The sequence below is a fragment of the Streptomyces sp. RKAG337 genome (genome assembly GCF_023701715.1).
Classification (GTDB): Bacteria; Actinomycetota; Actinomycetes; order Streptomycetales; family Streptomycetaceae; genus Actinacidiphila.
The window spans coordinates 2,931,942-2,957,301 of sequence record NZ_JAJOZA010000001.1; the positions used below are offsets into that span (position 1 = coordinate 2,931,942).

Genomic DNA, 25,360 nt, shown 5'->3' on the forward strand with positions numbered 1-25,360 from the left:
TTTCCCGCCCGCGGGCGGACGGTTCACCCCTCGGCGATCACCACGGCGGAAGCGATCCCCGCGTCATGGCTGAGCGAGACGTGCCACCCCCGCACCCCCAGCTCCGCCGCCCGCCGGGCGACCGAGCCCGTGACGGTGAGCCGTGGCTGGCCGGTGTCCTCGGTCGTCACCTCGGCGTCCAGCCAGACCAGCCCCGCCGGGGCGCCGAGCGCCTTGGCGAGCGCCTCCTTCGCGGCGAAGCGGGCGGCGAGCGAGGCGATGCCACGGGGTTCGCCGCCGGGCAGCAGCCGCTCGTTCCTGGTGAAGAGCCGGTCGGCGAGGCCCGGGGTGCGTTCCAGGGACGCGGCGAAGCGCTCGATCTCGGCGACGTCGATCCCGACCCCGATGATCATTCGACGGTCACCGACTTGGCGAGGTTCCGCGGCTGGTCGACCTCGTTGCCCCGGGCGGTGGCCAGCTCGCACGCGAAGACCTGCAGCGGCACGGTGGCCACCAGCGGCTGCAGCAGCACCGGGGTGCGCGGGATGCGGATGATGTGGTCCGCGTACGGGACGACCGCCTCGTCGCCCTCCTCGGCGATGACGATGGTGCGGGCGCCGCGGGCCCTGATCTCCTGGATGTTGGAGACGATCTTGTCGTGCAGCACCGACCGCCCGCGCGGCGACGGCACCACCACGACCACCGGCAGGTCCGGCTCGATGAGCGCGATCGGCCCGTGCTTGAGCTCGCCCGCCGCGAAGCCCTCGGCGTGCATGTACGCCAGCTCCTTGAGCTTCAGCGCGCCCTCCAGGGCCACCGGGTAGCCGACGTGCCGGCCCAGGAACAGCACGGTGTTCTTGTCCTTCAGCGAGCGCGCGAGCGCCCGCACCGGCTCCATCGTCTCCAGCACCTGCCCGACCTGGGTGGAGATCTCCGACAGCTCACGGATCACCCCGGTGATCTCGTCGCCCCACTTGGTGCCGCGCACCTGCCCCAGGTACAGCGCGACCAGGTAGCAGGCGACGACCTGCGTCAGGAACGCCTTCGTCGAGGCGACGGCGACCTCCGGCCCGGCGTGCGTGTACAGCACGGCGTCGGACTCGCGCGGGATCGTCGAGCCGTTGGTGTTGCAGATGGCGAGCACCTTGGAGCCCTGCTCACGGGCGTGCCGCAGCGCCATCAGGGTGTCCATCGTCTCGCCGGACTGGCTGATCGCGACGACGAGCGTGCGCTGGTCCAGGATCGGGTCCCGGTACCGGAACTCGCTCGCCAGCTCGACCTCGCACGGCATCCGCGTCCAGTGCTCGATCGCGTACTTGGCGATCATCCCGGCGTGGAACGCCGTCCCGCACGCGACGATCACGACCTTGTCGATCTCCCGCAGCATCCGGTCGGGCATCCGCAGCTCGTCGAGCGTCAGCCGGCCGTCCGTGCCGATCCGCCCCAGCAGCGTGTCGGCGACCGCCTTCGGCTGCTCGGCGATCTCCTTGAGCATGAAGTAGTCGTAGCCGCCCTTCTCGGCGGCCGAGACGTCCCAGTCCACGTGATAGGGCCGCACCTCGGCCGGCTTGCCCTCGAAGTCGGTGACGGTGACGCTCTCCCGGCGCAGCTCGACGACCTGGTCCTGGCCCAGCTCGATCGCCTCACGGGTGTACTCGATGAACGCGGCGACGTCCGACGCCAGGAAGTTCTCGCCCTCCCCGACGCCCACCACCAGCGGCGAGTTGCGGCGCGCCCCGACCACCACGTCCGGCTCGTCCGCGTGCACCGCGACCAGCGTGAACGCCCCGTCCAGCTGCCGGCACACCTGCCGCATCGCCTCGGCCAGGTCCGCCGACGAGGAGAAGTGCTCGGCGAGCAGATGCGCCACGACCTCGGTGTCGGTCTCGGACTCCAGCGCGTGGCCGCGCTCCGCCAGCTCCGCCCGCAGCGCGGCGAAGTTCTCGATGATGCCGTTGTGCACCACCGCGACCCGTCCGGCGTTGTCCAGGTGCGGATGCGCGTTCACATCCGTCGGGCCGCCGTGGGTCGCCCACCGCGTGTGCCCGATCCCGGTCCCGCCGGCCGGCAGCGGCTGCTGCTCCAGCAGCGCCTCCAGATTGGCGAGCTTGCCGGCTTTCCTGGCCGCGGCCAGACCACCGTCGGCCAGCACGGCGATACCCGCCGAGTCGTAGCCCCGGTACTCCAGCCGCCGCAGCCCGGCGACAACGACATCGAGAGCGGACCGGCCGCCCACATACCCCACGATTCCGCACATGCCCGCCACCCTATGGCCGTACCGGCCCGCCGTCCCAGAGGCCGTCCGGACGGGCCCGCGTGCCCCCCGAGGTGAACCGGGCGCGGCACGGCAGCACAATGGGGCGTGTGCCGACCACCGATCAGCAGCAGCGCCGACGCGCCGAGATCAGCCCGTACGTGGACCTCAGCCGCGCGGAGTGGAGCGCGCTGCGGGAGCGGACACCACTGCCGCTGACCGCCGATGAGGTGGAGCGGCTGCGGGGCCTGGGCGACGTCATCGACCTGGACGAGGTCGTGGACGTGTACCTGCCGCTGTCCCGGCTGCTCAATCTGTACGTGGCCGCCCACAGCGGCCTGCGGGGCGCCCTGAACACCTTCCTGGGCGACGCGGGCAACGGCCAGGGCGAGCAGCCCGGCACCCCCTTCGTCATCGGGGTGGCGGGGAGCGTCGCGGTCGGGAAGTCGACCACCGCCCGTATCCTGCGCGCGCTGCTGGCCCGCTGGCCCGAGCACCCGCGGGTCGAGCTGGTGACCACCGACGGCTTCCTGCTGCCCAACGCCGAACTGCACCGCCGCGACCTGATGTCGCGCAAGGGCTTCCCCGAGTCCTACGACCGGCGCGCGCTGACCCGCTTCGTCGCCGACGTGAAGGCGGGCAAGGACGAGGTGACCGCACCCGTCTACTCGCACCTGATCTACGACATCGTCCCCGGGGAACGCCTGACGGTGCGCCGGCCCGACATCCTCATCGTCGAGGGCCTGAACGTGCTGCAGCCGGCGCTGCCCGGCAAGGACGGCCGCACCCGCGTCGGCCTCGCCGACTTCTTCGACTTCAGCGTGTACGTCGACGCCCGCACCGAGGACATCGAGCAGTGGTACCTCGGCCGGTTCCGCAAGCTCCGCGAGACGGCGTTCCAGAACCCGTTCTCGTACTTCCGCAAGTACACGCAGGTCTCGGAGGCGGAGGCGATGGAGTACGCCCGGCTGATGTGGCGGACCGTCAACCAGCCCAACCTGCAGCAGAATGTGCTGCCGACGCGCAGCCGCGCCACGCTCGTGCTCCGCAAGGGCCCGCAGCACAAGGTCCAGCGGCTGTCGCTGCGCAAGCTCTGAACTCCCCGTGGACGCAACGCGCGCCGCCCGCCCGGGAATCCGGGCGGGCGGCGCGCGTTCGGCTGTGGAGAGGTACTAGGGCCTGTCCGGTCGATCATGGGCGGCCCAGGCGTCGTCTGGTGCGGTGCCTCGCAAGGCGCCGGAGCGCCCGTATACCGGTTGTATTCGGGCGTTTCGGCAACGCCGCGAGGGGCTGTGCCAGGCGGCGAAGGGGCCGTTCGTGATCGGCCGGACAGGCCCTAGCCGAGGACGGACTTCACGACGTCGGCCAGCCGGCCCGCGACCGCGCGGGCGTGGTCGATGTCGGCGGCCTCGACCATGACGCGGACCAGCGGCTCGGTGCCGGAGGAACGCAGCAGGACCCGTCCGGTGGTGCCCAGTTCACGCTCGGCCTCGGCGACCGCGGCCGCCAGCTCGGGAGCGGTGTTGACCCGGCTCTTGTCGACGTCCGGCACGTTCACCAGCACCTGCGGGAGCCGCTGCATGACGCCGGCCAGATCGGCCAGCGTGCGGCCGGTGGCGGCGACGCGGGCGGCCAGCATGAGGCCGGTCAGCGTGCCGTCGCCGGTCGTGGCGTGGTCCAGGATGATGACGTGGCCGGACTGCTCGCCGCCCAGCGCGTAGCCGTGCTCCTTCATCGACTCCAGCACGTAGCGGTCGCCGACCGCCGTCTCGACGAGGTGGATGCCCTCGCGTTCCATCGCCAGCTTGAAGCCGAGGTTGGACATGACGGTGCCGACCACGGTGTTCTCCCGCAGCCCGCCCCGCTCGCGCAGGTCCAGCGCCAGCACGGCCAGGATCTGGTCGCCGTCGACCTCGTTGCCGTCGGCGTCGATGGCCAGGCAGCGGTCCGCGTCGCCGTCATGGGCGATGCCGAAGTGCGCGCCGTGCTCGACGACGGCGGCCTTGAGCAGTTCGAGGTGCGTGGAGCCGCAGCCGTCGTTGATGTTCAGACCGTCGGGCTGGGCGCCGATCGTGACGATCTCCGCGCCGGCCCGGGAGAACGCCTCGGGCGACACCCAGGCGGCGGCGCCGTGCGCCTCGTCCAGGACGATCTTCAGCCCGTCGAGGCGGTTCGGCAGCACGCCCATGAGGTGCGCGACGTACTGGTCGAAGCCCTCGGTGTAGTCCTTCACCCGGCCGACGCCGGAACCGGTCGGCCGGTCCCAGGGCTCGCCCGCGCGGTGCTCCTCGTAGGTCTTCTCGATGCGCTCTTCGAGCTCGTCGTCGAGCTTGTGGCCGCCGCGGGCCAGGATCTTGATGCCGTTGTCCGGCATCGCGTTGTGGCTGGCGGAGAGCATCACGCCGAGGTCGGCACCCAGCGCACCGGTGAGATACGCCACCGCGGGGGTGGGCAGCACACCGACCCGCAGGACGTCCACGCCCGCGCTCGCGAGGCCCGCCACGATGGCGGCCTCCAGAAACTCCCCCGAAGCACGCGGATCGCGCCCGACCACGGCCACCGGCCGATGACCCTGGAACGAGCCCGCCTCAGCCAGCACATGAGCCGCCGCGACGGACAGGCCGAGCGCCAGCTCGGCGGTCAGGTCCGCGTTGGCGACGCCGCGCACGCCGTCCGTGCCGAAGAGTCGTCCCACTGTTATTCCTCCGAGTATGGGAACCATGGGCGTTACCGACAGATATACGCCCTGGGCACTAAAAAGCGAACGCCCCGGAGGCGCACAAAGTGCCTCCGGGGCGAACGCCGAGCGTGATTAGCGCTTGCTGAACTGCGGCGCCTTACGGGCCTTCTTCAGACCGGCCTTCTTGCGCTCGACCGCACGGTCGTCACGCGTCAGGAATCCGGCCTTCTTGAGGGCGGCGCGGTTGTTGTCCGTGTCCGCCTCGTTCAGCGCACGGGCAACACCCAGGCGCAGCGCACCGGCCTGGCCGGAGATGCCGCCGCCACCGATACGCGCGATGACGTCGTAGCGGTTGTCCAGCTCGAGGAGCTTGAACGGCTCGTTGACTTCCTGCTGGTGCACCTTGTTCGGGAAGTAACCCTCAAGGGTGCGACCGTTGATCTTCCACTTGCCAGAGCCCGGCACGATGCGGACACGGGCGATGGACTGCTTGCGGCGGCCGGTGCCGGCTGCCGGCTGCGGGTCGCCGAAGCGGCCCGCGAGCGACTCGGAGGTGTACTCCTCCGGAGCGTCCGACTCCGAGGTGTACTCCGTAGGAGCCTCCTCGGACCCGAAGGCCTCAGCGGTCTCAGTGGTGTCGTCAGCCTCGACGACGGGGGCCTCGGTAGTGGTCTCAGCCACGATTCTCCTCAGATGCTTTCTGCTGGTAGCTGGTGGCCGGGACTACTGCGAGACCTGGCTGATCACGAACGGGACCGGCTGCTGCGCAGCGTGCGGGTGCTCGGAGCCCGCGTAGACCTTGAGCTTCGAGAGCATCTGACGGCCCAGGGTGTTCTTCGGGACCATGCCCTTGATGGCCTTCTCGACGGCCTTCTCGGGGTTTTTGTCGAGCAGCTCGTCGTAACGGACGGAGCGCAGACCACCCGGGAAGCCAGAGTGGCGGTAGGCCATCTTCTGGGACTTCTTGTTGCCGGACAGGTGAACCTTGTCGGCGTTGATGATGATGACGAAGTCACCGGTGTCAACGTGCGGGGCGTACACAGGCTTGTGCTTGCCCCGGAGAAGGTTCGCGGCCTGAGAGGCCAGACGGCCCAGGACAACGTCCTGCGCGTCGATGACGTGCCACTGGCGAGTTACATCGCCGGGCTTGGGGCTGAACGTACGCACGGTCGTAGCCTTCGCTTCTTCAGAGAGTGGAGTCCTGACAAGGCCACCCGGACGATCACGACAGCCCTGGCGGTACTCGGGGACGCAACCCGGTACTGCCGCTGGTGTTCGGCCCGGCGGACCGGCGTAAGGGCCTCTCACGTGAGAACGAGCAAGCCAATACGCATAACGAACTCGCAGAATACCCGGCTTCGACCGTACGGGTCAAAACGCGGCCCAATGCCCTGGTCAGGACCTTGTCGTCAGCCGTCCGTCACCTGACCGTCACCGCCCGCGGCCCTAGCGTTTGCGCTCCACCCGCCGCTCGTCCCAGACCGGCTCCGTCGACTCGCGGACGACGCCGTCCGAGCCGAAGACCAGATAACGGTCGAAGGAGCGGGCGAACCAGCGGTCGTGCGTCACCGCGAGCACCGTGCCGTCGTAGGCCTCCAGGCCCTCCTGGAGGGCCTCGGCGCTCTCCAGGTCAAGGTTGTCCGTCGGCTCGTCCAGCAGGAGCGCGGTGGTACCCGCCAGCTCCATCAGGAGGATCTGGAAGCGGGCCTGCTGGCCCCCGGAGAGGCTGCCGAAGTTCTGGTCGCCCTGCCGCTCCAGTTCGTAGCGGCGCAGCACGCCCATCGCCCGGCCGCGGTCGTGCGCGTTCTCGGTCCACAGGATGTCGACCAGTGAGCGCCCCTCCAGCTCCGGGTGCGCGTGGGTCTGCGCGAAATGGCCGGGCACCACCCGGGCGCCGAGCTTCCAGGAACCGGTGTGCCGGACGTCCTGGCCGGCGAGCAGCCGCAGGAAGTGTGATTTACCCGACCCGTTGGAGCCGAGCACCGCGACCCGCTCGCCGTAGTAGATCTCCAGGTCGAACGGCTTCATCAGACCCGTGAGCTCCAGCCCCTGGCAGGTCACCGCCCGCACCCCGGTACGGCCGCCGCGCAGCCGCATCTTGATGTCCTGCTCGCGCGGCGGCTCCTGCGGGGCCCCCGCGTCCTCGAAGCGCTTCAGCCGGGTCTGGGCCGCGTGGTACCGCGACGCCATGTCCGGACTGATCGCGGCCTGCTGGCGCAGCCGGAAGACCATCTGCTTGATCTTGGTGTGTTCTTCCTCCCACCGGCGGCGCAGCTCCTCGAACCGTGCGAAGCGGTCCTTGCGCGCCTGGTGGTACGTGCCGAAGCCGCCGCCGTGCACCCAGACGTCGGAGCCCGCGGGCCCCGGCTCGACGCTGACGATCCGCTCGGCGGAGCGGGCCAGCAGCTCCCGGTCGTGCGAGACGAACAACACGGTCTTCTTGGTCTGCGCGAGCTGTTCCTCCAGCCAGCGCTTGCCGGGCACGTCCAGATAGTTGTCCGGCTCGTCCAGCAGCAGCACCTCGTCGGTACCGCGCAGCAGGGCCTCCAGCACCAGGCGCTTCTGCTCACCGCCGGAGAGCGTCTTGACCTCGCGCCACTGCGCCCGCTCGTACGGGACGCCGAGCGCGGACAGGGTGCACATGTCCCACATGTTCTCGGCCTCGTAGCCGTGCGCCTCCGCCCAGTCGCTGAGCGCGTGCGCGTAGGCCATCTGAGCCGGTTCGTCGTCCTGCGCCATGATCGCCAGCTCGGCCGCGTCCACGGCCTTCGCGGCCGTCCTGATCCGCGCCCGCGATACGGAGACCAGCAGGTCCCGGACCGTCCGGTCGTCCCGGACCGAACCCACGAACTGCGGCATGACGCCGAGCCCGCCGCTGATGGTCACCGAGCCGCCGTCCGGCTTGAGCTCCCCCGAGATCAGCCGCAGCAGGGTCGTCTTGCCCGCGCCGTTCGCCCCGACCAGAGCGACCTTGGCGCCTTCTCCCACCCGGAACGAGACGTCGCCGAGCAGCACCCGTCCATCCGGAAGGTAGTACTCCAGGTGTGCCGCCTCTACATGTCCCATAGCTCAGGATTCTCGCCCCTGCCAGGGCCCCGGCCCAAACCGATTTCCAGCACCCGGACACCGGTGCCCCGGACCGCCCGGATCGGGCGTCCGCGTCACCCGTTCGCCGAATATGATGCGCGTCATGACTGATGGGCCCACGCCTCCCCACGACCCGCGCCAGGGCTTCACGGCGCCCACCCCGCCCGAGTCCGAGGGCGAGGGCCGGCGCGAGGTGCTGGAGGGGCGGGTCATCCCGTCCCGGCCGCTCCCCTACCAGGCCGGACCGCCCGCGGCGGGCGCCCCGCAGCCACCGCGGATACCCGGGGGCACCGCTCCCGACGGCACCGCCCCGCAGGCGCAGCCGGACCCGTACGGCCCCGGAGCGCAGGCCTGGCCCCCGGCCGGCGCCCAGCAGTCCGACCGGGACCGGCAGCAGCCCCAGCAGCCCGCGCAGGGCGGCCCCGACACACCGCAGGCTCCCGCCTGGGCCCCGCCGACGAGCGGCCTCGGCGCCGGCGGCGCCCCGCCGTCCTTCCCCCAGCAGTCGCAGGGCCCGGCGGCCGGCCCCGGCGCCTTCCCGCAGGCCCCGCAGACCAACGCCCCCGACTGGGGAGCGCTCGCCGCGCAGCGCGAGGCCGCGGCGAAGCGCCGCAAGCTGTTCATGGTCGGCGGCGGAGCGCTCGCCGCGGTGGCCGTCGCGGGGATCGTCGCGGCCGCCGTCGTGGCGTCCAACAAGACCGACGGCAAGCCGAAGGCCGGCCCCACCACCACGGCGCCCTCCCAGCCGCTGCCGCCCGAGCCGTCGTTCTCCTCGGTCGCGCCGCCGCCCCCGAAGAACCCCCTCGACTACATCTCCACGGCCAAGAAGGACACCGCCCCCGTCAGCGCGGAGACCCTCTTCCCCGGCAAGCTGATGACGATCGCGGGCCGGACGTACACCAGGACCGCCGGCACCCAGACGACGAGCTGCGCCGCGGCGGCCACCGACGGCCTCGCGACGGCGCTGCCGCAGAACCACTGCCGCCAGGTGATCCGGGCGACGTACGTGCTGGGCGGCTCCGCGGTCACCGTCGGCGTCGCGGTCTTCGACGACAAGGCGCCGGCCCTCAAGGCCAAGGCCACCCCGCGGTTCCTGCTGCCGCTGAACGGCGGCGGAGTCAGCACGTTCTGCCACAACGTGTCCTGCTGGACGACCTCCAACGCGGTCGGCCGCTACGCCTACTTCACGATCTCGGGGCCGAAGAACGGCACGACCGCCACCGCCGCCGACACCGCTTCCAAGCAGGCCGGGACCGACGCGTCGAACTTCGCCTTCGAGCGGATCGTGCAGCGGGGCAAGGACGCCGCGGCGCGCGACACGGCAGCCGGGAACTAGGAAGACACGACCTGGGTCCGGCGGGGTCCCTGGACCCCGCCGGACCCGGCAGCTCAGAGGCAGCCGGGCAGCGTCCGCAGATTGCGGGCCAGCAGGTTGCGGGCCGCGAGCTGGTCGTCCGCGGGGTAGCCGACCTCCTCCAGCGTCAGCCCGTGCGGGCGCACCACATTGACCGCGGAATTGCGGACCCCGCCGGCCAGCACCTCGCCGGGGAACTCCGCCGGCCGGTGCCCGTCCCCGACCAGCAGCATGGAGCCGACCAGCGCCCGCACCATGTTGTGGCAGAACGCGTCGGCCCGCACGGTCGCGACGGCGATGCCCTCGGGCGTGCGCTCCCAGTGCAGATTGAGCAGCTTGCGGATGGTCGTCGCACCCTCGCGCTTCTTGCAGTACGCCGCGAAATCGTGCTCCCCGAGCAGCTTCCCGGCCGCCTCGTTCATGAGGTCCACGTCCAGCGGCCGGTCGTGCCACAGCACGTGCCCGCGCAGCAGCGGGTCGACCCCGGCCTGCTGGTCGCCGACCCGGTACGCGTAACGCCGCCAGATCGCCGAGAACCGGGCGTTGAAGGCCCGCGGGGCCACCGCGACCCGCCACACCCGCACGTCCTGCGGGAGCTTCCCCGCGAGCCGCCTGAGCAGCTTCTCGCCGTGCTCGGCCCACACGTCCTCGGCCAGGTCCAGGTGCGCGACCTGGCCGCGCGCGTGCACCCCCGCGTCCGTACGGCCCGCCACGGTCAGCGAGACCGGCTCCCGCAGCCGCATGACGGTCTGCAGCGCCGCCTCCAGGTCGCCCTGCACGGTGCGCCGGGTCCGCTGCTTCGCCCAGCCGGAGAATTCGGCCCCGTCGTACGACAGGTCCAGCCGCACCCGTACGAAACCGGGCTCCACCTCGTCGCTCACCGTGCGGTCCTCTCGTGCCGATGGTGCTGATCATGCCGTGCATGCGGAACGGGCCCGCCCCCAGAAGCTGGGAGCGGGCCCGTCCGTAGTACGCCGAACGCCTGGATCAGGCGTCCTTCGACTCCTCGTCGGCCTTCTCGGCCGGCTTGGCGTCCTCGACGACCTCGTCGGACTTCGCCTCGACGGCGTCGTCCTTCTTGAGGGTGTCTTCCTTCACCGCGCGCTTCGTCGCGGCTTCGGCCTCACCGGTGGCGGCCTGGGCCACGGTCAGGGCCTCGACCAGCTCGATGACCGCCATCGGGGCGTTGTCGCCACGACGGTTGCCGATCTTGGTGATACGCGTGTAACCACCGGGGCGGTTCTCGTAGCGCGGGCCGATCTCCGTGAAGAGCGTGTGCACGATGCTCTTGTCGGTGATGGTGGCCAGCACCTGGCGACGGTTGTGGATGTCGCCCTTCTTCGCCTTGGTGATGAGGCGCTCCGCGACCGGACGCAGACGACGCGCCTTGGCCTCGGTGGTGGTGATGCGGCCGTGCTCGAACAGCGCCTTCGCAAGGTTCGCGAGCAGGTGACGCTCGTGCGCGGCGCTGCCGCCCAGACGGGCACCCTTGGCGGGCTGAGGCATGGTCTTTCTCCTTCTTTTCTGCACCGGCCGGATCAGGTACCGGTGTCAGTGTCCGACGGGCGTGTGCCTGCCAGAAGTCCTTGCCGAACCGCGCGGGGGCGGGGACCGGCGGGGTGAACCGCGGTCGCGCCCGCCTCCGCGACGGAGTCGGATCAGTACTGCTCGGTCTCCACGAAGCCGGCGTCCACGTCGTCGTCGGCGCCGAAGGCGTCGGCGGCGGCGGTGGGGTCGAATCCGGGCGGGCTGTCCTTGAGGGCCAGGCCCATGCCGGCCAGCTTCGCCTTGACCTCGTCGATCGACTTCGCACCGAAGTTGCGGATGTCGAGCAGGTCGGCCTCGGAGCGGGCGACGAGCTCACCCACGGAGTGGATGCCCTCGCGCTTGAGGCAGTTGTACGAACGAACGGTGAGCTCGAGCTCCTCGATCGGCAGCGCCAGATCGGCGGCCAGAGCGGCGTCCGTCGGGGACGGGCCCATGTCGATGCCCTCGGCGTCGACGTTGAGCTCGCGGGCCAGGCCGAACAGCTCGACCAGGGTCTTACCGGCCGACGCCATGGCGTCGCGCGGGCGCATGGCCTGCTTGGTCTCGACGTCGACGATCAGCTTGTCGAAGTCGGTGCGCTGCTCGACACGGGTCGCCTCGACCTTGTACGTGACCTTGAGCACCGGGCTGTAGATGGAGTCGACCGGGATACGGCCGATCTCCTGGCCCTGCTGCTTGTTCTGGACGGCGGAGACGTAGCCGCGACCGCGCTCGACGGTCAGCTCCATCTCCAGCTTGCCCTTGGCGTTCAGGGTGGCCAGAACCAGGTCGGGGTTGTGCACCTCGACACCGGCCGGGGGCGCGATGTCGGCGGCGGTGACGACACCCGGGCCCTGCTTGCGCAGGTACATCACGACGGGCTCGTCGTGCTCCGAGGAGACGACGAGCTGCTTGATGTTGAGGATGACGTCGGTCACGTCCTCCTTGACGCCCGGCACGGTGGTGAACTCGTGCAGAACGCCGTCGACCCGGATGCTGGTGACAGCGGCACCGGGGATCGAGGAGAGAAGCGTGCGGCGAAGGGAGTTTCCGAGGGTGTAGCCGAAGCCCGGCTCCAGCGGCTCGATCACGAACCGGGAGCGGAATTCGTCGACGACCTCTTCGGTCAGCGACGGACGCTGAGCGATAAGCATGATGTTCCTCCAGTCATCGGCATCCGCTATTTGATGCCGAGGGGTACTGCAAGGGTACGGGCGGTACGGCCCCAGGGGTCCCCCCGAGGTCGTACCGCCCGTATCGCTGAGCCACTACTACTTGGAGTAGAGCTCCACGATCAGCTGCTCCTGGACCTGCGTGTCGATAACAGGCCGCTCGGGCAGCGAGTGCACGAGGATCCGGAGCTTCGACGGGATCGACTCGAGCCACGCGGGCACGGTCTTCTCGCCGGCCTCGGCGGCAGCGACCACGAACGGGGTCATCTGACGCGAGGACTCACGAACCTCGACGATGTCGTTCACAGCCACGCGAGCCGACGGGATGTCGGTCTTGCGGCCGTTCACGGTGATGTGTCCGTGACGAACCAGCTGACGGGCGTGGTCACGGGACTTGGCGAAGCCGGCCCGGTAGACCACGTTGTCGAGACGGATCTCAAGGATGCGCAGAAGGTTCTCACCGGTCTTGCCGGACTTCTGGTTCGCTTCCTTGTAGTAGTTCACGAACTGCTTCTCGAGTACACCGTAGATACGGGCACACTTCTGCTTCTCGCGAAGCTGAAGGAGGTACTCGCTGTCCTTGGTGCGCCCGCGGCCGTGCTCACCCGGGGGTAAGGACGGATCTCGATCGGGCACTTTGCGCTCTCGCACTTGCTGCCCTTGAGGAACAGCTTCTGCTTCTCCCGACGGCAACGCTTGCAGTCGGCCCCGGTGTAACGCGCCATATTGTCTTGTCTCCTACTTCAGGTGGTCAGACGCGGCGGCGCTTGGGCGGGCGGCATCCGTTGTGCGGAGTGGGGGTGACGTCCTGAATCGAGCCGACCTCGAGGCCAGTGGCCTGGAGGGAGCGGATCGCGGTCTCACGGCCGGAGCCGGGACCCTTGACGAAGACGTCGACCTTGCGCATGCCGTGCTCCTGCGCGCGACGGGCAGCCGATTCGGCGGCCATCTGCGCGGCGAACGGAGTCGACTTGCGCGAGCCCTTGAAGCCGACATGGCCGGCAGAGGCCCAAGCGATCACGTTGCCCGAGGGGTCCGTGATCGAGACGATCGTGTTGTTGAACGTGCTCTTGATGTGGGCGTGCCCATGAGCGACGTTCTTCTTTTCCTTGCGGCGCACCTTCTTGACTGCGCCCTGACGGCCCTTCGGAGGCATGTATTACTCCCGTGGAGGTGGTCGGTCCTGAGCGAACCGCTTTCTTCTGCGGAGATCCGGGGTCGCCCCCCGGCGGCACCGCAGTTGCGTCCGCTAGGACTACTTCTTGCCCGGCTTCTTCTTACCGGCGATGGCGCGACGCGGACCCTTACGGGTACGAGCGTTGGTGTGCGTGCGCTGACCGTGGACCGGAAGGCCACGACGGTGACGCAGACCCTGGTAGCAGCCGATCTCCACCTTGCGGCGGATGTCGGCCTGCACCTCGCGACGGAGGTCACCCTCGGTCTTGAAGTTGGCGTCCACGTAGTCGCGGAGCTTGACGAGGTCTTCCTCGGCAAGGTCGCGAACGCGGATGTCGGGGTTCACACCAGTGTTCTTCAGGGTCTCCTGGGCACGGGTGCGACCGATGCCGAAGACGTAGGTGAGGGCGATCTCCACGCGCTTCTCACGCGGGAGGTCAACGCCGGAAAGGCGTGCCATTCATGGCTCCTGTTGATTCGGAGGTCTTCCGCAGTACCGTTCCCGGCCGCCGTACGAGGTACGTTCCGGGTCCTCGGCCCCCGCCGAAGGTGTCGTCCCGGCGTACCGGGACGGGTGACTGCGTAATTACTGTGTGTGCGTCGCGGGAAGAACTGCGAGTTGCAGGTCGTGCGTCAGCCCTGGCGCTGCTTGTGGCGCAGGTTGTCGCAGATGACCATGACCCGACCGTGACGGCGGATCACCTTGCACTTGTCGCAGATCTTCTTGACGCTCGGCTTGACCTTCATGTGATGTCAGGTTCTCCGGGTCGTGCCATCGCCCCACGGGAGCGGGGCAGCAGCGAGATCTACTTGTAGCGGTAGACGATCCGTCCGCGCGTCAAGTCGTAGGGAGACAGCTCCACAACGACCCTGTCATCGGGAAGGATGCGGATGTAGTGCATACGCATCTTGCCGCTGATGTGCGCGAGGACCTTGTGACCGTTCTGGAGCTCTACCCGGAACATCGCGTTCGGGAGAGACTCGATCACGGTGCCCTCGATTTCGATGGCACCTTGCTTCTTGGCCACGCTTCGCCCTTCGAATCGGCTACCTTGATCGGCTCAGGTAAATCACGCAGACATGCGGGTATACATGAGCCGACGTGTCAGTCTACGGCAGGCACCCCGGAATGACGAATCCGGGGTAGATGCCCACGTTGGGTGATCGTTACTCCACCCGGCCCAACAGCATCCGACGACCGTCCGCGGCTCACGCCAGCGGGTCGGGGGCCGCCGTGATGCCGTACTCCGCCAGCTTCGCCTTGCCGCCGTCGACGGCGGTGAGCACCAGCGGGCCCTGCTCGGTCAGCGCGATCGAGTGCTCCCAGTGACTGGACCAGGACCCGTCGTCGCTCTTGACCGTCCACTCGTCCTCGAGGACGTGGGTGTGCGGGGTGCCGAGGGTGACCATCGGCTCGATGGCCAGGCAGACGCCCGGCACCAGCTTGATGCCCCGGCCGCGCTTCTTGTTGACGTAGTTCAGCAGATGCGGGTCCATGTGCATCTCGGAGCCGATGCCGTGGCCGCCGTACTCCTCGACGATGCCGTACTTGCCGGAGGCCGGCCGCGGCTGGCGGCGGATGTACCCCTCGATCGCCGCCGAGACGTCGGAGAGCCGGTTGCCCTTCTTCATCGCGGCGATACCGGCCCACATGGACTCCTCGGTCACCCGGCTCAGCTCGATGAGCTCCGGAGCGTGACCGGTGCCCACGAAGGCCGTGAAGGCCGCGTCGCCGTGCCAGCCGTCGATGATGGCGCCCGCGTCGATGGAGATGAGGTCGCCGTCCTTCAGGACGGTCTCCCGGTCCGGGATGCCGTGCACCACGACATCGTTGACCGAGGTGCAGATGTTGCCGGTGAAGCCGCCGTATCCGAGGAAGTTCGGCTTGGCACCGTGCTCGGCGATCACCTTCGCGGCGATCTCGTCGAGCTCCTTGGTGCTCACGCCCGGAACCGCGGCCTCGCCGCACGCCCGGTGGATGGCCGCGACGACCAACCCCGCCTCGCGCATCTTGGCGATCTGCTCCGGGGTCTTGATCTCGACCATGCCTGTGGCCCTCTCTGAAAAAGTCGTCACTCAAACAGTACGGCCGCGGTGCCACCTGGGCACCGCGGCCGACCTGTGTACGTGTGGGTACTACGCGCTCTTGTTGCTCTTCAGTGCGTCCATCGCCCGCTGGGTGACTTCCGCGACCGGACCGAGCGCCGAGATCGTCGCCACCAGGTCCTGCTGCTTGTAGTAGTCGATGATCGGCTCGGTCTCGCGGTGGTAGACGGCGAGGCGGTTGCGCACGGTCGCCTCGGAGTCGTCGTCCCGCTGGTAGAGCTCGCCGCCGCACTCGTCGCAGACACCCTCGACCTTGGGCTGCTTGTACGTGATGTGGAAGGTGTGCGCCGAGTCGAGGCGGCAGGTACGCCGGCCGGCGATCCGCTTGACGACCTCGTCCTCCGGGACCTCCAGGTCCAGGACCCCGTCGAGCGCGATACCGCGCTCGACCAGGTAGGCGTCGAGCGCCTCGGCCTGGTGCACGTTGCGCGGGAAACCGTCGAGCAGGAAGCCGCCCTCGGTGTCCGACTCGTCGAGCCGGTCCTTCGCCATCCCGATGGTCACTTCGTCGGGCACCAGGTTGCCGGCGTCCATGTAGGACTTCGCCTGCTTGCCCAGGGCGGTGCCCTGGCTGATGTTCGCGCGGAAGAGGTCGCCCGTCGAGATGTGCGGGATCGACAGGTTCTTGGCGAGGAACGCAGCCTGCGTACCCTTGCCGGCCCCAGGCGGCCCGACGAGGACGATTCGCATCAGCGGAGGAACCCTTCGTAGTTGCGCTGCTGGAGCTGGCTCTCGATCTGCTTCACGGTCTCCAGGCCGACACCCACGATGATCAGGATGCTGGTCCCGCCGAACGGGAAGTTGGTGCTGCCGTTGAACAAGGCGATGGCAACGGTGGGAACGAGAGCGATGAGCCCCAGATACAGCGATCCCGGCCACGTGATCCTGTTCAGCACGTAGCTCAGGTATTCAGCAGTAGGTCGACCGGCCCGGATACCCGGGATGAAGCCACCATACTTCTTCATATTGTCGGCGACTTCCTCGGGGTTGAACGAGATCGCGACGTAGAAGAAGGCGAAGAAGACGATCAACAGGAAGTAAGCGGCCAGGTAGGCGGGGTGATCGCCCTTGGTCAGGTTGACGCTGACCCACTGGGCCCACGGTGCTGTCGACCCGCTGAACTGAACGACAAGGGCCGGAATGTAGAGCAACGACGAGGCGAAGATGACGGGAATCACACCCGCCTGGTTCACCTTGAGCGGGATATACGTGGACGTTCCGCCGTAGGACCGCCGACCGATCATGCGCTTCGCGTACTGCACCGGGATCCTGCGTTGCGCCTGTTCGACGAAGACCACAAGGGCCACCATCACCAGGCCGATCAGGATGACGATGAAGAACTCGAACCAGCCGCCCATGATCTTGCCGGAGCTCTTGATGGACCACAGGGCGCCCGGGAAGCCGGCCGCGATCGAGACGAACATCAGGATCGACATACCGTTGCCGATGCCGCGGTCGGTGATGAGCTCGCCGAGCCACATGATCATCACGGTACCGGCGGTCATCGTGACCACCATCGTGACGGTGGTGAAGATCGACTTGCTGGAGATGATGTCGTAGCGCTGGGTGCAGCTGGAGAAGAGGCTGCCGCCGCGGGCGGTGGCCACCAGGCCGGTGCCCTGCAGGATCGCCAGCGCCACGGTCAGGTATCGGGTGTACTGCGTGATCTTCGCGGTGCCCGCCTGGCCCTCCTTCTTGAGGGCTTCGAGGCGTGGGATCACCACGGTCAGCAGCTGCAGGATGATGCTCGCCGTGATGTACGGCATGATCCCGAGCGCGAAGATGGTCAGCTGGAGCAGTGCACCACCGCTGAAGAGGTTGACCAGGCTGAAGAGGCCCTGCCCGCCGCCCGCGTCCTTGATGCACGCGTTGACGACCTTGTAGTCCACCCCTGGCACCGGGACGTGCGCCCCGAGCCGGAACAGCACCATGATGCCCAGCGTGAACAGCAGCTTCTTGCGCAGGTCAGGCGTTTTGAACGCCTGGGCGAACGCGGTGAGCACGGTGCCTCCTGCACCTTCCGCGCAGCAGGGCGGAAGGGTCGGTCGAGATGGTCTGTCACGGACGGCGGATCACCGGCCGGGATGGGGCGCGAGGACAGTCTGCGGGCAGTTTCGCCAGTCGACCCAACGGACTCTAACAGCGCGTGGCGGTCCGTATGAAGCGCGTGTCTCCCCCAGTTGGCGATCGCCACCCGGTAGAGACACGACAGAGTCGTACTTGCGCGGTATGTCCTTGGGTGCCCGCTACCGAATCGGGCCCGTCCCTCCGAGGAGGAACGGGCCCGATTCAGTCGCTGTCAGCAGCAGTCGCCGAGACTCAGATGAGCTCGGTGACGGTGCCGCCGGCAGCAGCGATCTTCTCCTTGGCGGAGCCGGAGACGGCGTCAACCGAAACCTGCAGCGCCACGGTGATCTCGCCGGTGCCGAGCACCTTGACGAGCTGGTTCTTACGTACCGCGCCCTTGGCGACCAGATCGGCCACCGTGACCTCTCCACCCTCGGGGTAGAGGGCGGTGAGCTTGTCCAGGTTCACGACCTGGAACTCGACGCGGAACGGGTTCTTGAAGCCCTTGAGCTTCGGCAGGCGCATGTGGAGGGGCATCTGCCCACCCTCAAAGCGAGCCGGAACCTGGTAACGGGCCTTGGTGCCCTTGGTACCACGACCAGCGGTCTTACCCTTGGACGCCTCGCCACGACCCACACGGGTCTTGGCGGTCTTGGCACCCGGGGCGGGACGCAGGTTGTGGACCTTCAGGGGGTTCAGCGGGTTCTCAGCACCCATGTCAGTCAACCTCCTCGACCGTGACGAGGTGGCGGACGGTCTGGACCATTCCGCGAATCTCCGGACGGTCCTCCTTGACCACCACGTCGTTCAGGCGCTTGAGCCCGAGCGAACGCAGGGTGTCACGGTGGTTCTGCTTGCTACCGATGTAGGACTTGATCTGCGTGACCTTGAGGCGAGCCATCAGGCACCCACCCCGGCACGTGCACGCAGCAGAGCTGCGGGCGCGACGTCCTCCAGCGGCAGGCCACGACGGGCGGCGATCTCCTCGGGGCGCTGAAGGCCCTGAAGCGCGGCCACCGTGGCGTGCACGATGTTGATCGCGTTGTCCGAGCCGAGGCTCTTGGACAGCACGTCGTGGATACCGGCGCACTCGAGTACGGCGCGCACCGGGCCACCGGCGATAACACCGGTACCGGGGGAAGCAGGCTTGAGCAGAACGACGCCCGCGGCCTTCTCGCCCTGGATCGGGTGCGGGATGGTGCCCTGGATGCGGGGAACCTTGAAGAAGTTCTTCTTCGCTTCCTCGACACCCTTGGCGATGGCGGCCGGAACTTCCTTGGCCTTGCCATAACCGACACCGACGGTGCCGTCACCATCGCCCACCACGACCAGCGCGGTGAAGCTGAAGCGACGACCACCCTTGACTACCTTGGCGACGCGGTTGATCGCGACAACACGCTCGACGTAGGCGGTCTTCTCGGCCTGCGGGCCGCCCCGTCCAGACTTGCGGTCACGCTCGCCGCCACCGGCACCGCTGCCGCGGCGCTGGGGTCCAGCCATTGGAATTACCTCTCTTCGTTGATCCGCTAGCTGCGGGACGAACTCAGAACTCGAGTCCGGCTTCGCGGGCGGCATCCGCGAGGGCGGCAATGCGCCCTGCGTACTGATTGCCGCCACGGTCGAATACGACAGTCTCAATACCCGCGGCCTTGGCACGCTCGGCCACGAGCTGGCCGACCTGCTTCGCCTTGGAGGACTTGTCGCCTTCGCCGCCACGGATGGACGGGTCGAGGGTCGACGCCGACGCGAGGGTGTGCCCCGCGAGGTCGTCGATGACCTGCGCCACGATGCCGCGGTTGGACCTGGTCACGACGAGACGCGGACGCGCCTCCGTGCCCGAGATCCGCTTGCGGACGCGGATGTGGCGACGCTTGAGAGCCGCGCCCTTGTAAGCCTTGCCCTTGGCGATTTTTACACCGTATGCCATGGCTACTTACCAGCCTTTCCGACCTTGCGGCGGATGACTTCGCCCGCGTACTTAACACCCTTGCCCTTGTACGGGTCGGGCTTCCGCAGCTTGCGGATGTTCGCGGCTACCTCGCCGACCTTCTGCTTGTCGATTCCCTCGACACTCAGCTTGGTCGGCGACTCCACCTTGAACGAGATGCCCTCCGGCGGCTCGATCACGACGGGGTGGCTGTAGCCCAGGGCGAACTCCAGATTGGAGCCCTTCGCCTGGACGCGGTAGCCGACGCCGTTGATCTCGAGCGCCTTGCTGTAACCCGCGGTCACGCCAGTGATCATGTTCGCCACCAGCGTGCGGGACAGGCCGTGCAGGGCCTTCGAAACACGCTCGTCGTTAGGACGCGACACGATGAGCGTGCCGGTCTCGTCCTTGGCGACATCGATCGGGGCAGCGACGGTGTGGGAGAGGGAACCCTTGGGGCCCTTCACCGAGACCGTACGGCCGTCGATGGTGACGTCCACGCCGGCGGGAACCGGGATGGGCAGCTTGCCGATGCGCGACATTGCAATGCCTCCTGTTCCCGATTACCAGACGTAGGCGAGGACTTCCCCACCTACGCCCTTCTTGCTGGCCTGCTGGCCGGTGAGGAGACCGTGGGACGTGGAGATGATCGCCACGCCCAGGCCGCCGAGCACCTTGGGCAGATTGGTGGACTTTGCGTAGACCCGAAGGCCCGGCTTGCTGATGCGCTTGATGCCGGCGATCGAGCGCTCACGGCTCGGACCGAACTTCAGCTCGAGGATGAGGTTCTTGCCAACCTCGGCATCCTCGACCTTCCAGCCGGTGATGTAACCCTCCTGCTGGAGGATCTCCGCGATGTGCGACTTGATCTTGCTGAACGGCATCACGACGTCATCGTGATACGCCGAGTTCGCATTACGCAGACGGGTCAGCATGTCTGCGATGGGGTCGGTCATGGTCATGAGTTGGCCCTAGGCCTCTCTCGCCGGGGTTTCCATTGCGCCATCCTTCTCCCCGAGCAATGTCGGGACGGGTGCGGCGCGGGGACCTACGGCGTAGTAAGTCGGTCATGGGCGCCAGGCGCCCAACCCCTCTACCTTACGGCAGCGGGAGCCGGGCTCCTGACGTCCAGATGCTTACCGAGAGTTCCTGGTCACCGGATTCCCCGAAGGGAACCGGATCTACCAGGAGCTCTTGGTCACGCCCGGCAGCTCGCCACGGTGAGCCATCTCACGAAGGCACACGCGGCAGAGGCCGAACTTGCGGTAGACAGAGTGCGGCCGGCCACAGCGCTGGCAGCGGTTGTAACCGCGCACAGCGAACTTGGGCTTGCGAGCGGCCTTAGCGATCAGAGCCTTCTTCGCCACGGTCACATCTCCTTGAACGGGAAGCCGAGGTGACGAAGCAGGGCACGACCCTCGTCGTCGTTGGTCGCCGTGGTAACCACGGTGATGTCCATGCCCCGGACCCGGTCGATCTTGTCCTGGTCGATCTCGTGGAACATGACCTGCTCCGTGAGACCGAAGGTGTAGTTGCCCCGGCCGTCGAACTGCTTCGGCGACAGGCCGCGGAAGTCACGGATACGCGGCAGTGCGAGTGACAGCACGCGGTCCAGGAACTCCCACATACGGTCACCGCGGAGGGTGACGTGGGCGCCGATCGGCTGGCCCTCACGCAGCTTGAACTGCGCGATGGACTTGCGGGCCTTGGTGACCTGCGGCTTCTGGCCGGTGATCGTGGCGAGGTCGCGAATCGCGCCCTCGATCAGCTTGGAGTCGCGGGCGGCGTCGCCCACACCCATGTTGACCACGATCTTGGTCAGACCCGGGATCTGCATGACGTTCTCGAAAGAGAACTCCTCGTGCAGCTTGCCCGAGATTTCCTCGCGGTAGCGCGTCTTCAGACGCGGCGTGGTGGTGGCAGTCATCAGATGTCCTCACCCGTCCGCTTGGCAACGCGGATCTTGTTGCCTTCGTCGTCGAAGCGGTAACCGACGCGGGTAACGACCTTCTTGCCGTCCTTCTCCACGATCAGCTGAACGTTGCTGATGTGAATCGGGGCCTCGGTCGTGATGATCCCACCGGTCTTGCTACCGCGGTCGGACTGGCCGGCCTTGGTGTGCTTCTTGACCCGGTTGACACCCTCGACGAGGACACGGCTCTCAGTGGGGTAGGCCACAATGACCTTGCCCTGCTTGCCGCGGTCCTTACCGGTGATGACCTGGACCAGGTCGCCCTTCTTGATCTTCATCGGTTACAGCACCTCCGGCGCGAGAGAAACGATCTTCATGAACTTCTTCTCGCGCAGCTCACGGCCCACCGGGCCGAAGATACGGGTGCCGCGGGGGTCGCCGTCGTTCTTCAGAATGACGGCGGCGTTCTCGTCGAACCGGATGTACGAGCCGTCTGCGCGACGGCGCTCCTTGACGGTCCGGACGATGACCGCCTTGACGACCTCGCCCTTCTTCACGTTGCCACCGGGGATCGCGTCCTTGACGGTGGCAACGATGACGTCACCGATTCCCGCGTAGCGGCGACCCGAACCACCGAGAACACGGATGCAAAGGATTTCCTTCGCACCAGTGTTGTCGGCGATCCGCAGTCGCGACTCCTGCTGGATCACGTCTATCTCCTGTTTGTCGCGTCGGTTCCCGGTGGGGGCGGGTTGCCCCGCCCCCACCGAGCCTGACGGAACGGTCCTGAGGGCCCCTTATTTTTTTGGGGCCCTCAGGGATTACTTGGCCTTCTCGAGGATCTCCACGACGCGCCAGCGCTTGGTGGCAGAGGTCGGCCGGGTCTCCATGAGGAGGACACGGTCGCCGATGCCGGCAGCGTTCTGCTCGTCGTGCGCCTTGAGCTTGTTGGTGCGCCGGATGACCTTGCCGTACAGGGCGTGCTTCACACGGTCCTCGACGGCGACCACTACGGTCTTGTCCATCTTGTCGCTGACCACAAGGCCCTCACGGGTCTTGCGGAAGCCGCGCTGCTCGGAGGTCTCAGTCACATTCTTCTCGCTCATCAGGCGCTCTCCACCGTCTCGATGCCCAGCTCGCGCTCGCGCATCAAGGTGTAGATCCGGGCGATGTCCTTGCGGACTACCTTGAGCCGGTTGTTGTTCTCGAGCTGTCCCGTGGCCGCTTGGAAGCGGAGGTTGAACAGCTCCTCCTTGGCTTCGCTCAGCTTGGCGAGGAGTTCCTCGTCGCCCAGCGTGCGCAGCTCGGTGGCCTTAGTGGTGCCGGCCGCCATCACGATTCACCTGCCTCGCGCCGCACAATGCGGCACTTCATCGGAAGCTTGTGGGCGGCGCGGGTGAGCGCCTCCTTGGCAACCTTCTCGTTCGGGAAGGACAGCTCGAACATCACCCGACCGGGCTTGACGTTCGCGATCCACCACTCCGGCGAACCCTTACCGGAACCCATGCGGGTCTCAGCAGGCTTCTTGGTCAGCGGACGGTCCGGGTAAATGTTGATCCAGACCTTGCCGCCGCGCTTGATGTGACGGGTGATGGAGATACGAGCGGACTCGATCTGCCGGTTCGTCACATAGGCCGGGGTAACGGCCTGCAGGCCGTACTCACCGAACGCGAGTTCGGTGCCGCCCTTGGCCATGCCCGAGCGCTTCGGGTGGTGCTGCTTGCGGTGCTTGACCCTGCGGGGGATCAGCATTGGGTCAGGCCTCCGTTCCGGGAGTGTCCGCAGCCGGAGCCTCGACAGCGGCGGGGGCCTCGGCCTTGGGAGCCGAACCGCCGTCCGTCTGGGGCTTACGGCCACGGCCGCCGCGCTCGCCACCGCGGCGCTGCGGACGGTCGGTTCCACCGGCGCCGGGACCACGCGACGGGCGGTTGCCCGCACGGGCCGCGGCGTTGTCGGCGCGAACCTCTGCGATGTTCTTGACGTTGCCCTTGTAGATCCACACCTTCACACCGATGCGGCCGAAGGTGGTCTTGGCCTCGAAGAAGCCGTAGTCCACATTGGCGCGCAGGGTGTGCAGCGGCACACGGCCTTCGCGGTAGAACTCGGAGCGGGACATCTCGGCGCCGCCGAGACGGCCACCACACTGGATCTTGATGCCCTTGGCGCCGGCCTTCATGGTGCCCTGCATGCTCTTACGCATGGCACGACGGAAGGAGACACGCGAGGAGAGCTGCTCGGCGACGGCCTGGGCCACCAGCTGAGCGTCCATCTCGGGGTTCTTGACCTCGAGGATGTTCAGCTGCACCTGCTTGCCGGTCAGCTTCTCCAGGTCGCCGCGGATGCGGTCGGCCTCGGCACCACGACGGCCGATGACGATGCCGGGACGCGCGGTGTGGATGTCCACACGCACACGGTCACGGGTGCGCTCGATCTCAACCTTCGAGATGCCGGCGCGCTCCATGCCCTGCGTCATCATCTTGCGGATGGCGACGTCTTCCTTGACGTAGTCCTTGTACAGCTTGTCGGCGTACCAACGAGACTTGAAGTCCGTGGTAATTCCGAGCCGGAACCCGTACGGGTTAACCTTCTGGCCCATTACCGGGTCCCTTCCTTGCTGCTGACGACCACGGTGATGTGGCTGGTCCGCTTGCGGATCCGGTAGGCACGGCCCTGGGCACGCGGACGGAACCGCTTCAGGGTCGGACCTTCGTCGACATACGCCTCAGTGATGACGAGAGACTCGGCATCGGAGTGGTCGTAGTTGTGCGCGGCGTTGGCAATGGCGCTGTCAAGCACCTTGCCTACCGGCACGCTCGCGGCCTGCGGGGCGAAACGCAGGACCGCCTGAGCCTCCGTGGCATTCATGCCACGGATGAGGTCCACCACGCGGCGGGCCTTCATGGGCGTGACGCGGATGTACCGCGCCTGGGCCCTGGCTTCCATGGTTGTCCCTTCGGTGTCAGTCATAGTCTTCGCACTCCGCCGATCAGCGACGCTTCGTCTTGCGGTCGTCCTTGACGTGGCCGCGGAACGTGCGGGTCGGCGAGAATTCGCCGAGCTTGTGGCCGACCATGGACTCGGTGACGAACACCGGGACGTGGATCTTGCCGTTGTGCACCGCGATCGTGTGGCCCAGCATCGCCGGAATGATCATGGAGCGGCGGGACCAGGTCTTGATGACGTTGTGGGTGCCTGCCTCGTTCTGTACGTCCACCTTCTTGATGAGGTGGTCGTCGACGAAGGGCCCCTTCTTGAGACTGCGCGGCATCTAAACCTGCTCCTAGCGCTTCTTGTTCGTCTTGCGGCGGCGGACGATGTACTTGCTGCTTGCCTTCTTCGGCGAGCGAGTACGACCCTCCTTCTGACCCCACGGGGAGACCGGGTGGCGACCACCGGAGGTCTTACCCTCACCACCACCGTGCGGGTGGTCGACAGGGTTCATCGCGACACCGCGGACGGTCGGGCGGACGCCCTTCCAGCGCATACGGCCGGCCTTGCCCCAGTTGATGTTCGACTGCTCGGCGTTGCCGACCTCGCCAACAGTGGCGCGGCAGCGGACGTCGACCAGGCGGACCTCACCGGACGGCATACGAAGGGTGGCCATGGAGCCCTCCTTCGCCAGCAGCTGGACCGAAGCACCCGCGGAACGGGAGATCTTCGCGCCGCCGCCGGGACGCAGCTCGATAGCGTGGATGGTCGTACCCACCGGGATGTTGCGCAGCGGGAGGTTGTTGCCCGGCTTGATGTCGGCCGTGGGGCCGTTCTCAACCCGGTCGCCCTGGCTCAGCTTGGCCGGGGCAATGATGTAGCGCTTCTCGCCGTCTGCGTAGTGCAGCAGCGCGATGCGTGCGGTGCGGTTCGGGTCGTACTCAATGTGAGCGACCTTCGCCGGAACGCCGTCCTTGTCATGACGACGGAAGTCGATGACTCGGTAAGCACGCTTGTGACCGCCACCCTGGTGGCGAACAGTGATGCGACCCGAGCTGTTACGCCCGCCCTTGCTGTGCAGGGGGCGGACCAGCGACTTCTCCGGCGTGGACCGCGTGATCTCGACGAAGTCGGCGACGCTGGAGCCACGACGGCCCGGCGTCGTCGGCTTGTACTTGCGGATACCCATTT

The 25,360-nt window shown here is 67.7% G+C and carries 35 protein-coding genes and 1 pseudogene; 2 read left to right on the forward strand and 34 right to left on the reverse strand.

Annotated elements, in window-relative coordinates; translation table 11 throughout:
* Positions 1-23: 23 nt before the first annotated feature.
* Positions 24-392 (reverse strand): holo-ACP synthase, encoded by a 369-nt coding sequence (locus tag LNW73_RS12695; protein ID WP_138352926.1) that lies wholly within the window; start codon positions 390-392, stop codon positions 24-26.
* Positions 389-2,236 (reverse strand): glutamine--fructose-6-phosphate transaminase (isomerizing), encoded by a 1,848-nt coding sequence (gene glmS, locus LNW73_RS12700; protein WP_250977284.1) that lies wholly within the window; start codon positions 2,234-2,236, stop codon positions 389-391. The genes LNW73_RS12695 and glmS overlap by 4 nt, the downstream gene beginning before the upstream one ends.
* A 98-nt stretch (positions 2,237-2,334) precedes the next feature.
* Between glmS and coaA the strand changes: the two genes are divergently transcribed.
* Positions 2,335-3,330, forward strand: coding sequence for a type I pantothenate kinase (coaA, locus tag LNW73_RS12705; protein WP_250989991.1), 996 nt, complete (start codon positions 2,335-2,337; stop codon positions 3,328-3,330).
* Between the two features lie 239 nt (positions 3,331-3,569).
* Here the strand turns inward: coaA and glmM are convergent, their stop codons facing one another.
* The 4 genes from glmM to LNW73_RS12725 form a co-directional block, all read right to left on the reverse strand.
* Positions 3,570-4,928 (reverse strand): phosphoglucosamine mutase, encoded by a 1,359-nt coding sequence (glmM, locus tag LNW73_RS12710; RefSeq protein WP_250977283.1) that lies wholly within the window; start codon positions 4,926-4,928, stop codon positions 3,570-3,572.
* Between the two features lie 117 nt (positions 4,929-5,045).
* Entirely contained in the window at positions 5,046-5,594 is a 549-nt protein-coding gene (gene rpsI / locus LNW73_RS12715; protein ID WP_250977282.1) for a 30S ribosomal protein S9, read from the reverse strand.
* A gap of 42 nt (positions 5,595-5,636) precedes the next feature.
* A complete protein-coding gene (gene rplM, locus LNW73_RS12720) occupies positions 5,637-6,080 on the reverse strand; it encodes a 50S ribosomal protein L13 (protein ID WP_250977281.1) in 444 nt (147 codons plus the stop codon).
* 279 nt (positions 6,081-6,359) lie between these two features.
* The gene (locus tag LNW73_RS12725) at positions 6,360-7,979 is read right to left on the reverse strand and encodes an ABC-F family ATP-binding cassette domain-containing protein (protein WP_250989992.1); all 1,620 of its coding nucleotides are present in this window, start codon (positions 7,977-7,979) and stop codon (positions 6,360-6,362) included.
* Positions 7,980-8,103: 124 nt separating this feature from the next.
* On the opposite strand from LNW73_RS12725, the gene LNW73_RS12730 reads away from it, so the two are divergent.
* Positions 8,104-9,336, forward strand: a complete 1,233-nt coding sequence (locus LNW73_RS12730) for a hypothetical protein (RefSeq protein ID WP_250989993.1) — start codon at positions 8,104-8,106, stop codon at positions 9,334-9,336.
* Positions 9,337-9,389: 53 nt separating this feature from the next.
* On the opposite strand, the gene truA is transcribed toward LNW73_RS12730, so the two are convergent.
* From truA to rplB, 28 genes and pseudogenes are all read right to left on the reverse strand, one after another.
* Positions 9,390-10,235, reverse strand: coding sequence for a tRNA pseudouridine(38-40) synthase TruA (truA, locus tag LNW73_RS12735; RefSeq protein ID WP_250989994.1), 846 nt, complete (start codon positions 10,233-10,235; stop codon positions 9,390-9,392).
* Between the two features lie 106 nt (positions 10,236-10,341).
* Positions 10,342-10,860 carry a 50S ribosomal protein L17 gene (gene rplQ, locus LNW73_RS12740; protein WP_138352919.1) on the reverse strand — a complete coding sequence of 173 codons (519 nt, stop codon included), beginning with the start codon at positions 10,858-10,860 and terminating at the stop codon, positions 10,342-10,344.
* A 152-nt stretch (positions 10,861-11,012) separates the two neighbouring features.
* Positions 11,013-12,035, reverse strand: a complete 1,023-nt coding sequence (locus tag LNW73_RS12745) for a DNA-directed RNA polymerase subunit alpha (protein WP_033177813.1) — start codon at positions 12,033-12,035, stop codon at positions 11,013-11,015.
* A gap of 117 nt (positions 12,036-12,152) precedes the next feature.
* Positions 12,153-12,778 (reverse strand): annotated as a pseudogene (gene rpsD, locus LNW73_RS12750) (30S ribosomal protein S4).
* Positions 12,779-12,804: 26 nt separating this feature from the next.
* Positions 12,805-13,209, reverse strand: coding sequence for a 30S ribosomal protein S11 (gene rpsK, locus LNW73_RS12755; RefSeq protein ID WP_138352917.1), 405 nt, complete (start codon positions 13,207-13,209; stop codon positions 12,805-12,807).
* Between the two features lie 99 nt (positions 13,210-13,308).
* Complete coding sequence (gene rpsM / locus LNW73_RS12760; RefSeq protein ID WP_138352916.1) at positions 13,309-13,689, reverse strand: 30S ribosomal protein S13; 381 nt, start codon at positions 13,687-13,689, stop codon at positions 13,309-13,311.
* A gap of 173 nt (positions 13,690-13,862) precedes the next feature.
* Positions 13,863-13,976 (reverse strand): 50S ribosomal protein L36, encoded by a 114-nt coding sequence (rpmJ, locus tag LNW73_RS12765; RefSeq protein ID WP_003956441.1) that lies wholly within the window; start codon positions 13,974-13,976, stop codon positions 13,863-13,865.
* 59 nt (positions 13,977-14,035) lie between these two features.
* Positions 14,036-14,257 carry a translation initiation factor IF-1 gene (gene infA, locus LNW73_RS12770; RefSeq protein WP_014047798.1) on the reverse strand — a complete coding sequence of 74 codons (222 nt, stop codon included), beginning with the start codon at positions 14,255-14,257 and terminating at the stop codon, positions 14,036-14,038.
* 181 nt (positions 14,258-14,438) lie between these two features.
* Positions 14,439-15,275: a type I methionyl aminopeptidase gene (gene map / locus LNW73_RS12775; RefSeq protein ID WP_250989995.1), complete on the reverse strand. Its 837-nt coding sequence runs from the start codon at positions 15,273-15,275 to the stop codon at positions 14,439-14,441.
* A 90-nt stretch (positions 15,276-15,365) separates the two neighbouring features.
* Positions 15,366-16,025, reverse strand: a complete 660-nt coding sequence (locus LNW73_RS12780; protein WP_250989996.1) for an adenylate kinase — start codon at positions 16,023-16,025, stop codon at positions 15,366-15,368.
* Positions 16,025-17,338 (reverse strand): preprotein translocase subunit SecY, encoded by a 1,314-nt coding sequence (gene secY, locus LNW73_RS12785; RefSeq protein WP_138352913.1) that lies wholly within the window; start codon positions 17,336-17,338, stop codon positions 16,025-16,027. Before secY ends, LNW73_RS12780 begins: the two co-directional genes overlap by 1 nt.
* Positions 17,339-17,654: 316 nt before the next feature.
* Positions 17,655-18,119 (reverse strand): 50S ribosomal protein L15, encoded by a 465-nt coding sequence (gene rplO / locus LNW73_RS12790; RefSeq protein ID WP_250989997.1) that lies wholly within the window; start codon positions 18,117-18,119, stop codon positions 17,655-17,657.
* A 1-nt stretch (position 18,120) separates the two neighbouring features.
* The gene (rpmD, locus tag LNW73_RS12795) at positions 18,121-18,303 is read right to left on the reverse strand and encodes a 50S ribosomal protein L30 (RefSeq protein ID WP_138352911.1); all 183 of its coding nucleotides are present in this window, start codon (positions 18,301-18,303) and stop codon (positions 18,121-18,123) included.
* Positions 18,303-18,902, reverse strand: a complete 600-nt coding sequence (gene rpsE, locus LNW73_RS12800; protein ID WP_250989998.1) for a 30S ribosomal protein S5 — start codon at positions 18,900-18,902, stop codon at positions 18,303-18,305. Before rpsE ends, rpmD begins: the two co-directional genes overlap by 1 nt.
* A 43-nt stretch (positions 18,903-18,945) precedes the next feature.
* Positions 18,946-19,329, reverse strand: coding sequence for a 50S ribosomal protein L18 (gene rplR, locus LNW73_RS12805; protein ID WP_138352909.1), 384 nt, complete (start codon positions 19,327-19,329; stop codon positions 18,946-18,948).
* Positions 19,330-19,331: 2 nt separating this feature from the next.
* Positions 19,332-19,871, reverse strand: coding sequence for a 50S ribosomal protein L6 (rplF, locus tag LNW73_RS12810; RefSeq protein WP_138352908.1), 540 nt, complete (start codon positions 19,869-19,871; stop codon positions 19,332-19,334).
* 21 nt (positions 19,872-19,892) lie between these two features.
* Positions 19,893-20,291: a 30S ribosomal protein S8 gene (gene rpsH, locus LNW73_RS12815; RefSeq protein ID WP_138352907.1), complete on the reverse strand. Its 399-nt coding sequence runs from the start codon at positions 20,289-20,291 to the stop codon at positions 19,893-19,895.
* A 219-nt stretch (positions 20,292-20,510) separates the two neighbouring features.
* On the reverse strand, positions 20,511-20,696 hold the full coding sequence (locus LNW73_RS12820; RefSeq protein WP_073492416.1) for a type Z 30S ribosomal protein S14: 186 nt from the start codon (positions 20,694-20,696) through the stop codon (positions 20,511-20,513).
* A gap of 2 nt (positions 20,697-20,698) precedes the next feature.
* Positions 20,699-21,256 carry a 50S ribosomal protein L5 gene (rplE, locus tag LNW73_RS12825; protein WP_138352906.1) on the reverse strand — a complete coding sequence of 186 codons (558 nt, stop codon included), beginning with the start codon at positions 21,254-21,256 and terminating at the stop codon, positions 20,699-20,701.
* Positions 21,256-21,579, reverse strand: coding sequence for a 50S ribosomal protein L24 (rplX, locus tag LNW73_RS12830; protein ID WP_138352905.1), 324 nt, complete (start codon positions 21,577-21,579; stop codon positions 21,256-21,258). The genes rplE and rplX overlap by 1 nt, the downstream gene beginning before the upstream one ends.
* Positions 21,580-21,582: 3 nt before the next feature.
* Positions 21,583-21,951, reverse strand: a complete 369-nt coding sequence (gene rplN, locus LNW73_RS12835; protein WP_073492414.1) for a 50S ribosomal protein L14 — start codon at positions 21,949-21,951, stop codon at positions 21,583-21,585.
* A 111-nt stretch (positions 21,952-22,062) separates the two neighbouring features.
* Positions 22,063-22,347, reverse strand: coding sequence for a 30S ribosomal protein S17 (gene rpsQ, locus LNW73_RS12840; RefSeq protein WP_138352904.1), 285 nt, complete (start codon positions 22,345-22,347; stop codon positions 22,063-22,065).
* On the reverse strand, positions 22,347-22,574 hold the full coding sequence (rpmC, locus tag LNW73_RS12845; RefSeq protein WP_138352903.1) for a 50S ribosomal protein L29: 228 nt from the start codon (positions 22,572-22,574) through the stop codon (positions 22,347-22,349). Before rpmC ends, rpsQ begins: the two co-directional genes overlap by 1 nt.
* The gene (gene rplP, locus LNW73_RS12850; RefSeq protein WP_138352902.1) at positions 22,574-22,993 is read right to left on the reverse strand and encodes a 50S ribosomal protein L16; all 420 of its coding nucleotides are present in this window, start codon (positions 22,991-22,993) and stop codon (positions 22,574-22,576) included. Before rplP ends, rpmC begins: the two co-directional genes overlap by 1 nt.
* 4 nt (positions 22,994-22,997) lie before the next feature.
* Complete coding sequence (gene rpsC, locus LNW73_RS12855) at positions 22,998-23,837, reverse strand: 30S ribosomal protein S3 (protein WP_138352901.1); 840 nt, start codon at positions 23,835-23,837, stop codon at positions 22,998-23,000.
* Positions 23,837-24,184 carry a 50S ribosomal protein L22 gene (gene rplV, locus LNW73_RS12860; RefSeq protein ID WP_138352992.1) on the reverse strand — a complete coding sequence of 116 codons (348 nt, stop codon included), beginning with the start codon at positions 24,182-24,184 and terminating at the stop codon, positions 23,837-23,839. Before rplV ends, rpsC begins: the two co-directional genes overlap by 1 nt.
* Before the next feature lie 43 nt (positions 24,185-24,227).
* The gene (gene rpsS, locus LNW73_RS12865) at positions 24,228-24,509 is read right to left on the reverse strand and encodes a 30S ribosomal protein S19 (protein WP_138352900.1); all 282 of its coding nucleotides are present in this window, start codon (positions 24,507-24,509) and stop codon (positions 24,228-24,230) included.
* A 12-nt stretch (positions 24,510-24,521) separates the two neighbouring features.
* Positions 24,522-25,358: a 50S ribosomal protein L2 gene (rplB, locus tag LNW73_RS12870; RefSeq protein ID WP_138352899.1), complete on the reverse strand. Its 837-nt coding sequence runs from the start codon at positions 25,356-25,358 to the stop codon at positions 24,522-24,524.
* Between the last annotated feature and the right edge of the window lie 2 nt (positions 25,359-25,360).